This is a genomic window from Dyadobacter pollutisoli, assembly GCF_026625565.1.
GTDB classification, from domain to species: Bacteria; Bacteroidota; Bacteroidia; order Cytophagales; family Spirosomataceae; genus Dyadobacter; species Dyadobacter pollutisoli.
The window spans coordinates 6,400,748-6,413,008 of record NZ_CP112998.1 but is presented as its reverse complement, the minus strand read 5'-3'; the positions used below and the strand labels follow the sequence as shown (position 1 = coordinate 6,413,008).

Below are 12,261 nucleotides of genomic sequence, written 5' to 3'. Positions count from 1 at the left end.
TGTACCTATCTGCGATTTGGGAAACGCATACGGTAGTCAGCATCCACATTCCCCTTTGAAATATCGGTCAGCTTCTTTTTGATAAACTGTTTTTTCAAAGTAGGCAGATAGTCAACGAAAAGCTTGCCCAGCAAATGGTCGTACTCATGCTGAATAATGCGGGCGGCCATTCCCGAATACTCTTCCACATATTCATTCCATTCCGTATCCCGGTAGCGGATCCTTAGTTTTTCAGGACGGTATACGTCTCCTCTTATTCCGGGAATGCTCAGGCATCCTTCCTCAAACGCCCATTCCTCACCACTCTCTTCCAGGATCTCAGGATTAATGAATGTCTTTTTAAAATCAACAAGTGACAGATCCGGCTCGTCGTCCTCATCTTCGTCCTTCTCGCTGAAAGGTGTACCATCCACTACAAAAACCCTTATGTTCATTCCAATTTGCGGGGCAGCCAGACCAACGCCATTTGCAGAATGCATGGTTTCGAACATGTCCTCAGAAAGTTTTTTAAGATCCAGTTCACCTTTTTCGATAAATCGGGTCGGTTTTCTAAGAATGGGGTCGCCGTATGCTACTATGGGATAAATCATTGTAATAAAACTTTATTGATTCGTTTTGATAATTAGCTTTCAGTCAGGCTACCTTTTACTTTCCATATAAGACTGCAAAATAATGGTAGCACTGATCTTGTCGATATTGCCTTTTTCTCTTCTATCGCTCTTTTTGGATCCTGCCGCGATCATTGATTGCAAGGCCATTGACGATGTAAATCTTTCGTCATGGGTGTGGACTGGTGTATCAGGGAAGCCTTTTTTCAATTGCTTTATAAATGCCATCACTCTCGCTGCGTTGTCGCTTTCCGTATTGTCCAGCCTTTTAGGCATTCCAATAATAAATGCTTCAATTTCCTCACTGACAGCATATTTTTTCAAAAATTCCAGCAAGTCATGGCTCCGTACCGTTTCCAGCGCGGTGGCAATGATCTGCAATGGATCGGTAACCGCAATTCCGCTCCGTTTTGCTCCGTAATCAATCGCCAGAAGACGTGGCATTTATCTTAAAGTATGTTAATAATTTGTAAAGATAAGACCTTTCAATTAGCTTTTCCTGATTGCGTGGGCGGATAATAGATTTTGATGGGCGCATGACATAATCCGATTATATTTGTTTCATGATTGAAAAGCGCTGGATACACTACCCTGAATTTAATCCTGAACAACAACAAGTTGTCAGCGAGCTCACAGAATCCCTGAAAGTGAGCCCCTCGCTTGCAACGCTTCTGGTACAGCGTGGTATACTCGATTTTGATCAATCCAAACAATTCTTTCGCCCCGATCTTACCTTACTGCACGACCCATTTCTGATGAAGGATATGGATCTTGCCGTCGAGAGGCTGGCCAGGGCGATAGCATCCGGAGAAAAGATCCTTGTTTACGGTGACTATGATGTGGATGGTACTACCTCGGTGGCATTATTCTACGGATTTCTCAAAAAAACATATCCTAACCTCGATTATTATATCCCCGACCGCTACGAGGAAGGCTACGGCGTTTCCTGGCAGAGTATCGACTGGGCATACGAAAATGGCTTTACATTAATCGTCACCCTGGACTGCGGCGTAAAATCGGTAGATAAGGTTACGGCTGCATTAGAAAGAGGAATCGATTTCATCATTTGCGATCACCACCGCCCGGGCGACGAGCTTCCTCCCGCCGTTGCAGTACTTGACCCAAAACGTGACGATTGCCCTTATCCTTATAAAGAGCTGACCGGTTGCGGTGTAGGTTTCAAATTGCTGCAGGCATTTTGTATCAACCAAAATATTGATACACAAACCTTATTTGACAATCTGGACTTACTGGTTGTCAGCATTGCCGCGGACATTGTCCCTATCACAGGAGAAAACAGGATACTTGCATACTACGGCTTGCAAAGGATCAATGCTGCACCAAGAACGGGTATTAAGGCATTAATACAAATAGCAGGGATCACCGGGTCACTCGACATTACCAATGTAGTTTTCGGGTTGAGCCCGAGAATCAATGCGGCCGGCCGGATCAAGCATGCAAAAGAGGCAGTACGGTTATTATTATCCGAGTTCGAGGACGAAGCCTTTGAATTTGCGCAGGAGATCAACAAACATAACAGTGAGCGCCGGACTTTCGATACCAGTATCACCGAGCAGGCATTGTTCATGATTGAAAACGATGATTGGTTTATAGATGCCAAAAGCACAGTACTATATAAGGAAGACTGGCATAAAGGTGTGATCGGCATTGTAGCCAGCCGATGCATTGAAAAATACCATCGCCCTACCATTATCCTGACCCAGTCACACGGCAAAGCAGCTGGATCTGCCCGTTCGGTACCAGGTTTTGATGTATATGAAGCCATTGAAGAATGCGCCGACTTATTGGAACAATATGGCGGACATACATTTGCGGCAGGACTTACCTTGCCACTCGACAATATTGAAGCATTCAAAACCCGTTTCAATGACATTGTCAGCAGCCGCATTCTACCAGATCAGCTGGTACCGATGATCAACATTGATATGTTGCTTGAACTGGATGTAATCACGCCTAAATTCTATAACATTCTGAGGCAGATGGGGCCTTTCGGACCTGGGAATATGACTCCTGTTTTTGAATCAAGGAACGTTACGCTTTCGGGCAGGCCTACTACGATGAAAGAGAAGCACATTAAATTTGATGTAAAACAGAATAATTCGGCCGTTTTTACTGCGGTTGGCTTTGGTCTCGGTCATTTTTATCCAGATTTGGCCAGCGGACGACCGTTTTCGATATGCTACTCACTGGAAGAAAATAACTTTCGCGATAAAAAAACGTTACAACTGTCTTTGAAAGACATCAAACTTCACTGAGCCTGGCCAGGAAGTTGAATTACTAAAACGAACAATGATACTCAGAACCGAAAACCTTGTAAAAAAATACGGGGTTCGTCTTGTTAATAATAATGTCAGTTACCAGGTTGAGCAAGGCGAGATCGTCGGGTTGCTCGGCCCCAATGGAGCCGGAAAAACCACATCTTTCTATATGGCTGTGGGATTGGTGAAACCCAACAGCGGAAAAGTGTTCCTCGACGACAAAGACATTACCAGCCTGCCCATGTACAAGCGTGCACGGCTGGGGCTGGGCTACCTCGCGCAGGAAGCATCGGTTTTCCGTTCATTGACCGTAGAAGAAAACATCCGGGCAGTGCTCGAAATGACGGATCTTTCGCGGGCGGACCAAAAACAAAAAGTTGAAGAGTTACTGGAAGAGTTCCATTTAACCCATGTCCGTAAAAGCAAAGGAATGGTGCTCTCGGGTGGAGAACGTCGCCGGACAGAAATTGCGAGATCGCTGGCGGTGGATCCCAAGTTCATTTTGCTCGACGAACCTTTCGCCGGTGTTGACCCTATCGCAGTAGAGGATATTCAGAGCATTGTAGCGAAGTTGAAACACAAAAACATCGGCATCCTCATCACCGATCACAATGTCAATGAGACGCTGTCCATAACAGACCGTGCTTATTTACTATTTGAAGGAAAAATTCTGAAACAAGGTACAGCGGAAGAACTGGCGGAAGACGAAGTAGTAAGACGGGTTTATCTGGGCCAGAATTTTGAACTTAAAAGAAAGGTATAGTCAGTTCGAAATTTTCCCAGCATAGAAAAGGGAACGCTCGCAGGCACTCCCTCTCTTACAATTATTCACCATGAACTGTATTACTATATATATGTAAGTTAACAGAGCCTATTATTTTTTGGGACACTTTTTGCAGTGCTTTCCTTTCTTCTTATACTTCTCACAACACTTCTTAAATACACATTCCATATTCTCATTACAGGACTTCATCCAGAAATTGCTCTGGCCAGAAAGTGTATCAGGTTCATTCAAGGTAAAGGCGCTCATCCCACATTACTGTTATTAATAGGTCAAAGGTAATAGCTATTTAGAATCATTCAAGCTATCGACTAAAATTATTTTGAATAAATCTAAATAATTGACCAATCAGTTACTAATCACAGCTCGTACATAGTCAGCTCAGGCTACTTTATTTTTTCCCAGATCTCGTGCACAGGTTTACCGTCGCTGCTTTTTCCGCTATGGTCCCATCTGCCGTTTTCTAATTTATAATCAAATTTTAAAGACGAGCCCACCCGATTGTTATCCTTTGAAAAAAACTGGATGTTTTCAGTATACTTCCCATTTTGAACAGTGTATGTACCACCTCCGGTTGCATAAAAACCTTTCACCGCAGGATCGATTGCGAACCATTGAAATCTCGTCTTCGATAAAAGTTTAAGGGTTTTTCTCGTTCCCTCCTGATGAATTTTTACCAACTCACCCTGTCCACCCGAGGCTCGCGCTGTGATATGCCACGCCCCTGCCATCGGAACGTCGGTTGCATCGTCCACCCGCATCCATACCATTGCTTCCTCATACCTTAATGTAAGGATGTCGTCTTTCACCGTGACCGTAAACACAATGGGAATGCCGATTTTTGCAGTGTCCGCAGAATTGAATTCCGGGGTGTAGGTCATCTTATCGCCGCTCATCGTAAATGGCCCACCTTCACTGCGTTCAAAATATTTGTTACCTACACTATATGAAGCAATAGCCAGGTAATTGTCAGCCACAATCAATGTCGATGTACTCCCGGTCGGCTCCTGCGATTTCCAGGCGCCTTTGGGAACCTGCGACAGGCCTGCCTGGCCCAAAGCAAACAATGATATCAATAAAAAGATAGTTGTAAGTATGTGTTTCATTGTGGATCAGTTTTTTAGAGTTGCAATATACGTTATCAAAATTGTGCCAAATGAACGAGATAACCGGGCGGTCAACGCAAAACTTCTCTCAACACCTCCATTGATTTTATTTCTCCCAAGGTTTCCATGTGGATTTTATAGAAGAAAATTAGTTTTTCGAGAATCCGGATACGCCGGGTACGGTCGAGGGGAATGCTTAACCCATAATCGCTGAATAGAAGTTGCTCAATGTTCCGATGTTCAACCAGATCAGGGATTTGAGGATAATGATTACTTTTCAACTCACTTTCGAGGTCATCAACAGTTTCAATTCCAAAACCGAGATAGGAAGCGAGCTGCATCAAAAATTGAATGTGAAAATTTTCAAAATTGGTCTCGGCATCATCCAGGTACAGGATCGATTCTTCGATAAACCTGAAAAGCAGCTCATTACTTTCTTCCTCCCGCAATGTTTTCCCCAAAATCTCCGTAATAAAGAGTGCCAGACTCGATTTTATCACATCAAAAGGGATAGAATGGAAGGGCGCGTAGCATTTAAGCTCCGAAATCCGATGGACGGTATCCTCCTTACTCTTATGATAAACCACCATATCCAGCAAAGTAAGCGGCTGAAACAAGGCGATGCGGTTATTTTTAGACTTGCTACTCCTTACCCCATTCACTATATAAGTCTGAATACCAAAGGCTTCTGTATAAATTTTGGTTATAATGGAAGATTCCCGGTACCGGAGATAACTAAGCCCTATACCACGCGTCTTATGGAGCATATAAATTATTTAAGCCTTTTGATCAAAATTAATTATCTTTCTGTTAGCTAAGTCAAGCCGGTTGTATAAAGATTCGAAGTTTAACTTTTTATTAAATCATATTGGCAGATAAAATTTTCGGACACTGACCCAGGCGAGAAATGGTCTCCTGAAAAATCGGAGAGATTTGAAGTTTTTTAAGCTAAAGGATTCGTACCTTTGCACCACGTAACGAACTAAATAAGATTACAAATTCGTTAAGCTATTATTCAGGGAATACGCTTTGCATACCAGCAAACTTAAATATCTCTAACGCATTACTCTTCTTATGAGCGACGCCATTAAGCATGAGTGCGGCATAGCACTTATCCGTCTTAGAAAGCCTTATCAATACTACATCGACAAGTACGACACACCGCTATACGCCGTGCACAAGCTTTCGGTAATGATGGAAAAACAGGTAAACCGGGGACAGGATGGAGCCGGAGTTGCCAACATAAAGATAGATGTCCCGCCCGGGAAAAGATACATCAGCAGATACAGATCCGTAGAACCTCAGCCACTTACGGACATTTTTTCAAAAATCCACAAGAAATTTCGGAAAGGCCTCAAAAACCACAGGGACCGCTCTACTGATGGCAAATGGCTACAGGAAAATCTAGCCTTTACCGGCGAGGTTTGGTTGGGTCACCTTCGCTATGGTACACACGGCTCGAATGAGGTCGAAAATTGCCATCCAATGCTTCGCCAGAGCAACTGGAGAAGCCGTAACCTGGTGATGGCGGGGAATTTCAACATGACCAATGTGGATGAACTTTTCGGAAAACTGGTTTCTCTGGGACAGCATCCAAAAGAGAAAGTAGATACCGTAACGGTAATGGAAAAAATTGGACATTTCCTGGATGAAGAAAATCAAAGAGTATTTGAACGCTTCAAAGGAATTTACGAAAATCCAACGCTTTCTGACGTAATCGAAGAGAATATCGATCTGCAAAGACTGCTTTACAGATCCTGCCGTGATTTCGACGGAGGATATGCCATGTGCGGTCTGACAGGCTACGGTGCTTCTTTCGTAATTCGTGATCCGGCTGGTATTCGTCCCGCATTTTATTATGCTGATGATGAGGTAGTTGTGGTAGCATCTGAAAAACAAGCGATTAAGGCTGCTTTCAATGTAGATTACAACCAGATTCAGGAAATAACTCCCGGCTCTGCTTTGATCGTGGATAAAAATGGTGAGTACAATGAGTTCCCAATTTTACCTCGTCTGGAAAAACGCTCATGCAGCTTTGAAAGAATCTATTTCTCTCGTGGAACCGATCCGGATATTTATAACGAACGCAAGCAGCTTGGGAAATTATTGATCCCGCAAATATTGAAAGAGGTTAATTACGACCTCGAAAACACGATCTTCTCTTACATTCCGAATACTGCCGAAACGGCGTTTCTGGGTATGATCGAAGGGTTGGAAGAATATCTTGCCAAAAAGCGTAAGCAGGCGATCATGGAAGGGATTCTTTTCGAATCTGATCTCGAAAAAGTATTGTCTTTCCGCCCAAGAATCGAAAAATTGGTGACCAAAGATGTGAAGTCCCGTACATTCATTACTGCGGATGCCTTGCGTGACGATATGGTTTCAAGTGTGTACGATACCACTTTCGAGGTGGTTCGTAAGAATGTAGATACAGTCGTCATTATCGATGACTCCATTGTGAGAGGAACGACGCTGGAAAAAAGCATTCTGACCATGCTGGACCGTCTCAAACCGAAGAAAATAGTCGTTGCGTCTTCTGCTCCTCAGATTCGCTTCCCGGATTGCTATGGTATCGATATGTCGAGAATGAAGGATTTCGTTGCTTTCAGAGCAGTACTTAAATTACTGGAAGAACGTGATCTGGAATACTTACTGGAAGATGTTTACACGCAAAGTGTTACATCGATCGCGACTAAAAATCCATTTCCTACCAATTATGTGAAGGCTTTGTATGAGCCTTTTACAGATCAGGAAATTTCCGATAAAATCGCCGAAATTATTCGTCCGAAAGATCTGAATGCCGAGCTTTCTGTCGTTTTCCAAACTGTTGATAATTTGCATAAAGCTTGCCCACAACATCTTGGGGACTGGTATTTCACTGGGAATTATCCTACTCACGGAGGTAATAAAGTAGTTAACAGAGCATTTGCTAACTCCCACGAAGGTAAATTGGAGAGAGCATATTGATCCTGAATGTTTTTGCTAAAAGCCATCTTGAATTATCAGGATGGCTTTTTATTTTTTCGGTCGGGGCATTTCCTTAACTTGCCTCTTTAAATAAACCTAAATCCAAATGATACAATTCGACAAAAAACAATTGGTGAAAATCTATTCATTTCTCTTCGTTTTTGGCCTACTAGCCATGTCTTCACAGGCTCAGACTACTGTCGTGGGTAAGCTGGCCGACATTAGTTTTCTCGAAGGACATTGGCTTGGAACCTACAACGGAGGACCCATTGAAGCAGGCTGGACAGCTCCTGCAGGCAATAATATCATGGGATATATCAGGATGATCAAAGATGACAAACCTGCACTTTACGAGGTATTTGCTTTTGAACAAACCGAAAAAGGCCCTGTTGCGATGGTAAAACACTTCAAACCAGGCCTCATCGCATTGGAAGAAAAAGCAGTATCAGACCGCTATAATTTTATTGAAGCCAAGAAGAACCAGGCATTGTTCGAAAAGGACGACATTTCGGTAAGGATCATTTACGAAAGACGCTCGCAGAACCAACTGGTGATCCAGAGAGGGAAGCTGGAAGACAACAAATGGGTGTTTATTGATCTTTTTATCTTCAATCGCATTCCTTAACAGATAGATTTTCGAAGAACAAATGCAGCAGTTTCTCCGGGAGCTGCTGTTTTTTTGTGCTAATTTTTCAGGATCAGGTAAACACCTGCTACCAGCAAAACCGCCCCCGCCATCCTCGGTAATGTGATCTGATGGACTGCAAACCCCTGAAAACCATAGTGATCGATCGTCATCGCTGCTATCATCTGTCCAGCCACAACGAGGCAAATCATATTGGCCGGTCCAATGTCCCTAACAATAAAAATCACCGTAATCACATAAAATGCCCCCAGTACCCCACCCATAAAACGGGTCCAGGATACCTGCCGGAAATCGTTGAGCGTCGGAATAGGATTTTGGTTGAAGCATGCGAAGGCAATGGATAAAATGACCAATCCCACAAAGAATGAGGTCATTGCAGCCAGAATAGGGTTGTTGATAGATTCGCGAAGCTGGGTATTCACTCCCGATTGAACTGCATTACTAATCCCAATCAGAAATGCCAAAAATAAGAAAAGCCAGTTCATGCAACTTGTAGGTTAATTTTATTTCTTAAGTTCGCTCACCTTGTCGGGATCAACCGTTTTGAAGCGGCCATAAACACGTAATATGATAGCCAAAGCCACAGTGACTTCCGCCGCGGCAACTACAATGACGAAAAGCGCAAAAAGTTGGCCGCCCAGCCTTTCAGGATCATGACGACTAAAAGCCACAAGATTAATATTCACTGCATTCAGCATCAGCTCGATCCCGAGCAAGATCCCAATAAAATGTCGTTTGGTAATCGCAATGGCCAATCCTATGCTGAACAGTGCCGCGCCTACTATCAAATAATGTTGGATCGGAATGGAGGTCATGGCGTAGGATTACGGTTCATAGCAAGGTAAGCTGCGCCAATTAAGGCAACCAGCAGCAGGACAGCAGCGATTTCGAATGGTAACAGATGGCTTGTCATCAGTTCAACACCTATTGTTTTAATGGTAGACTTACTGTTAATGGAGTCGCCAGCCATTCTGAAATCAGAAGTAAAAATGACTTTCAAGAGAAAAATAAAAAAACCGGTACCAATTAAAAATCCCCAGACCTCCCGCTTTATGAGCACTTCAATTCGATTTGGTTTGGAAGGATCTGCGCTTTTATCGCCCTTTTGAGTGAGCATAATACCGAATATCAACAGTACCAGAATACCTCCCACGTAGATCATTATCTGCGTCACGCCCAGAAAGTCGGCACCCGCCAAAACATACAATGCCCCCACCCCAAGAAATGCTAAAAACAATGCAAAGGCAGCGTAAATAAGGTTTTTTGTAAATAAAATGAAAAGCGCAGACGCGATTGCCAGTGTCGAAAATCCGTAAAATGCCGCTGCTTCCATAGGGTAATGATTAATAATGCTACTTTCTTTGAGGGGGATTCCTACTCTTTCGGAGGTTTGGGTTTCATAGTAGGGCGGAACGCCGGTTTGGGTTTCACTTCTTCGTTCTGCTCAGGTTGCTCCGCCTTGGCAGTTTCCTCCGCCTTAATTTCTGCTTTAACCTCCACTTTCGGTTTCATCGTCGGGCGGAAGGCTGGCTTGGCAGCAACAAGTTTGGGTTCTTCCGCTGCTGGCGTTTCTGAAACTGGTTTTTCAACATTCTCCTCTGAAACAACCTTTGGCTTCATCGTCGGACGAAATGGCGGCTTCGCCGCAACCGGTTTTGTTTCTTCCTGAGCTGGTGTTTCTGAAACTGGCTTTTCAGCATTGTCTTCCGAAACAACCTTTGGTTTCATCGTCGGACGGAATGGTGGTTTCGCCGCAACTGGTTTGGGTTCCTCCTGAGCTGGTGTTTCTGCAGCTGGTTTTTCAATGTTATCCTCTGAAACTTTCGGTTTCAAAGTTGGGCGGAACGCTGGCTTAGCAGCAACAGGTTTTGGTTCGTCCTGTATCGGCGTTTCGGAAACTGGTTTTTCAACGTTTTCGTCAGCCACAACTTTGGGCTTGATACTTGGCTTAAACACTGGACGAGCTGGTGCCGATGGTGTAGGCTCCGAAGCCGTAACAGGTTTACTTGCAGTTTTTAATGCTTCTTTTTCTTTTTGGAACTGATCCAGCAGCCTTCTCTTTTCGTCAGCCTCCTCGGGGGACAAATTCGCATAGCTGTACACCATATCCCGCACATCCAACTCGCTGTAATCAAACGTTTTGGTCATTGTCAGACATTCCGTCGGGCATACCGTTGTGCAAAGGCCGCAGTAGCAGCATTTTGCCATATCAATGTCAAACTTCGCCGCATAAAGTCTTATTGGAGAACCGTCTGAAGCTTTTCCTACTTCTTCAATGGCACGGATAGGTTCAATTTCAATGCAGTCGACGGGACAAACTTTAACGCATTTGTCACACACAATGCAGTCGTCCATTTCATTGTGGAGACGGTATCGACCATTGTCGGGGATGGGAATGGTTTCCAGCGGGTACTGAATCGTCACGATTCCTTCCTGCTGGTCGTAGAAGTTGCCGGAACGGATATCACCGGGCCTGCGCCTCTTACGCGCACTCCACAAATGACGTAACGTAAGACGCATACCTGTAATAGTGGTACTGATCCCTTCCGATATATTTTTAAAATAGGTTGACAAATCCGATCTATATAATTCCAACAGCTACCCTACGGCAAAGATAGAGTAAAGTGTATAAAAAGAACTATCCTTTGCGAAGAGCCAACAGCTGTTCCAGGTATTTTTTTGCCAAAATCTCCCGATCAAAATGCGCCCTCGCAAACTGATAACCATTTTCTCCTTCGGCCTGGCAACGTGTATGGTCATTCTTATATTGCCTGATTTTGAATGCAAAGTCTGCCGGATTTTCAGGTTCAACAAAAATTCCCGCGCTTGCCTCTTCTACCAGCTGCCTTGAAATTCCATCAATCGCCATTAAAACAGGTTTTTTACACGAGAAATAGTCAAAGGTTTTATTGCTGTAAATGGTTTTGAATGTGTCTGCCTTTTTTAAGACCGATGTTCCGGCATCCGCTGCCAAAATGTATTTGAAAATCTCAGCCTTACCTACCGGATCTTGAAATCTAACATTGTTAAGCTGCATTCTGAACGCCTCCTCCATCAATTGTCTCTTTTGCACACCATCACCAATGAGCAGAAAAAGAACATTGGTATCTCTTAAAAGATCAGCCGTTTCCAGAATTTGGATCAGGTGATTTGCAACGCCGTGGGCTCCTACATAGATCACAACAAACTTATTTTCCAGTTTCAATTCACGTCTGAAAGCCTCTCTGGCAAAAGTTTGAAGATAATGCTCCGATAAACTGAAATCAGCCGCATTGGGCACCATGATGATTTTTGAAGGATAAACTTTCTTTTCCTGGATCAAAACCTCTCTGAATGCAGGAGTGAGGACATTAATCAAACGCACACATTTATACAGCTGATTTTCAAGCCAATATGACATTTGGATCAAAAATCTATTTTTCAAAACGCCTGTATCAACAGCCGATTCAGGCCACAAGTCCCTGATTTCCAAAACCAATGGTATTCTTTTCCAACGTGAAATGAACAATCCCGCAATACCGGCCAGCAAGGGCGGAGACGTTACCAGCACTAAATCGTACCTATCCCTCGCGTACAAGATACCACCCAATGTCGCAGATAATGTGAAAGAAAAATACGCCCACAGTCTGCCCGCAAAACCCAAATGGTAACGCCGGGAAACATGGCAACGGATGATTCTAACACTGTTAGAATTTACATTTTGAGCAAAAAACTTTTTTGTTACTCCGGTCTCTTGGTTCATATAATGTCCGGTCCCCGCAACAACAGTCACATGATGCCCCTCGGCAACCCAAATCCGGCTCATCTCATTCCAGCGCGAACCACCGCCGCCATTATCTTCCAGAAAATACTGGTGAATTAGTAGTATGTGCAT

Annotated in this window: 13 protein-coding genes; 4 read left to right on the top strand and 9 right to left on the bottom strand. The window is 43.8% G+C overall.

Going from position 1 to position 12,261, the window contains the following annotated elements:
- Window positions 1–5 precede the first annotated feature (5 nt).
- Entirely contained in the window at window positions 6–590 is a 585-nt protein-coding gene (gene def / locus ON006_RS26535) for a peptide deformylase (RefSeq protein WP_244821208.1), read from the bottom strand.
- 48 nt (window positions 591–638) lie between these two features.
- Window positions 639–1,052, bottom strand: coding sequence for a Holliday junction resolvase RuvX (gene ruvX, locus ON006_RS26530; RefSeq protein WP_244821207.1), 414 nt, complete (start codon window positions 1,050–1,052; stop codon window positions 639–641).
- A gap of 119 nt (window positions 1,053–1,171) precedes the next feature.
- Here ruvX and recJ point away from each other — a divergent pair, with 119 nt between their 5' ends.
- Window positions 1,172–2,884, top strand: coding sequence for a single-stranded-DNA-specific exonuclease RecJ (gene recJ / locus ON006_RS26525; protein ID WP_244821206.1), 1,713 nt, complete (start codon window positions 1,172–1,174; stop codon window positions 2,882–2,884).
- 34 nt (window positions 2,885–2,918) lie between these two features.
- On the top strand, window positions 2,919–3,650 hold the full coding sequence (gene lptB, locus ON006_RS26520) for an LPS export ABC transporter ATP-binding protein (RefSeq protein WP_244821205.1): 732 nt from the start codon (window positions 2,919–2,921) through the stop codon (window positions 3,648–3,650).
- A gap of 404 nt (window positions 3,651–4,054) precedes the next feature.
- Here the strand turns inward: lptB and ON006_RS26515 are convergent, their stop codons facing one another.
- Together ON006_RS26515 and recO are read right to left on the bottom strand one after the other, a co-directional pair.
- Entirely contained in the window at window positions 4,055–4,774 is a 720-nt protein-coding gene (locus ON006_RS26515; RefSeq protein ID WP_244821204.1) for a DUF4488 domain-containing protein, read from the bottom strand.
- Window positions 4,775–4,845: 71 nt separating this feature from the next.
- Complete coding sequence (gene recO / locus ON006_RS26510) at window positions 4,846–5,541, bottom strand: DNA repair protein RecO (protein ID WP_244821203.1); 696 nt, start codon at window positions 5,539–5,541, stop codon at window positions 4,846–4,848.
- 307 nt (window positions 5,542–5,848) lie between these two features.
- Here recO and ON006_RS26505 point away from each other — a divergent pair, with 307 nt between their 5' ends.
- Both ON006_RS26505 and ON006_RS26500 read left to right on the top strand, forming a co-directional pair.
- Entirely contained in the window at window positions 5,849–7,741 is a 1,893-nt protein-coding gene (locus ON006_RS26505; RefSeq protein ID WP_244821202.1) for an amidophosphoribosyltransferase, read from the top strand.
- 106 nt (window positions 7,742–7,847) lie between these two features.
- Complete coding sequence (locus tag ON006_RS26500; RefSeq protein WP_374760219.1) at window positions 7,848–8,366, top strand: DUF6265 family protein; 519 nt, start codon at window positions 7,848–7,850, stop codon at window positions 8,364–8,366.
- Between the two features lie 59 nt (window positions 8,367–8,425).
- On the opposite strand, the gene ON006_RS26495 is transcribed toward ON006_RS26500, so the two are convergent.
- From ON006_RS26495 to ON006_RS26475, 5 genes are all read right to left on the bottom strand, one after another.
- Complete coding sequence (locus ON006_RS26495) at window positions 8,426–8,872, bottom strand: DMT family transporter (RefSeq protein WP_244821201.1); 447 nt, start codon at window positions 8,870–8,872, stop codon at window positions 8,426–8,428.
- A gap of 18 nt (window positions 8,873–8,890) precedes the next feature.
- Window positions 8,891–9,202 (bottom strand): NADH-quinone oxidoreductase subunit NuoK, encoded by a 312-nt coding sequence (gene nuoK / locus ON006_RS26490; RefSeq protein ID WP_244821200.1) that lies wholly within the window; start codon window positions 9,200–9,202, stop codon window positions 8,891–8,893.
- Window positions 9,199–9,720: an NADH-quinone oxidoreductase subunit J family protein gene (locus ON006_RS26485; RefSeq protein ID WP_244821199.1), complete on the bottom strand. Its 522-nt coding sequence runs from the start codon at window positions 9,718–9,720 to the stop codon at window positions 9,199–9,201. Before ON006_RS26485 ends, nuoK begins: the two co-directional genes overlap by 4 nt.
- A 41-nt stretch (window positions 9,721–9,761) precedes the next feature.
- Window positions 9,762–10,961 carry a 4Fe-4S binding protein gene (locus tag ON006_RS26480; protein WP_244821198.1) on the bottom strand — a complete coding sequence of 400 codons (1,200 nt, stop codon included), beginning with the start codon at window positions 10,959–10,961 and terminating at the stop codon, window positions 9,762–9,764.
- Between the two features lie 64 nt (window positions 10,962–11,025).
- Window positions 11,026–12,261, bottom strand: coding sequence for a glycosyltransferase family 4 protein (locus ON006_RS26475; protein ID WP_244821197.1), 1,236 nt, complete (start codon window positions 12,259–12,261; stop codon window positions 11,026–11,028).

Excerpts from the sequence above, each read along its gene's own strand:
- def (WP_244821208.1), bottom strand. The coding sequence starts at position 590 with ATGATTTATCCCATAGTAGCATACGGCGACCCCATTCTTAGAAAACCG.
- ruvX (WP_244821207.1), bottom strand. The coding sequence starts at position 1,052 with ATGCCACGTCTTCTGGCGATTGATTACGGAGCAAAACGGAGCGGAATT.
- recJ (WP_244821206.1), top strand. The coding sequence starts at position 1,172 with ATGATTGAAAAGCGCTGGATACACTACCCTGAATTTAATCCTGAACAA.
- lptB (WP_244821205.1), top strand. The coding sequence starts at position 2,919 with ATGATACTCAGAACCGAAAACCTTGTAAAAAAATACGGGGTTCGTCTT.
- ON006_RS26515 (WP_244821204.1), bottom strand. The coding sequence starts at position 4,774 with ATGAAACACATACTTACAACTATCTTTTTATTGATATCATTGTTTGCT.
- recO (WP_244821203.1), bottom strand. The coding sequence starts at position 5,541 with ATGCTCCATAAGACGCGTGGTATAGGGCTTAGTTATCTCCGGTACCGG.
- ON006_RS26505 (WP_244821202.1), top strand. The coding sequence starts at position 5,849 with ATGAGCGACGCCATTAAGCATGAGTGCGGCATAGCACTTATCCGTCTT.
- ON006_RS26500 (WP_374760219.1), top strand. The coding sequence starts at position 7,848 with ATGATACAATTCGACAAAAAACAATTGGTGAAAATCTATTCATTTCTC.
- ON006_RS26495 (WP_244821201.1), bottom strand. The coding sequence starts at position 8,872 with ATGAACTGGCTTTTCTTATTTTTGGCATTTCTGATTGGGATTAGTAAT.
- nuoK (WP_244821200.1), bottom strand. The coding sequence starts at position 9,202 with ATGACCTCCATTCCGATCCAACATTATTTGATAGTAGGCGCGGCACTG.
- ON006_RS26485 (WP_244821199.1), bottom strand. The coding sequence starts at position 9,720 with ATGGAAGCAGCGGCATTTTACGGATTTTCGACACTGGCAATCGCGTCT.
- ON006_RS26475 (WP_244821197.1), bottom strand. The coding sequence starts at position 12,261 with ATGCACATACTACTAATTCACCAGTATTTTCTGGAAGATAATGGCGGC.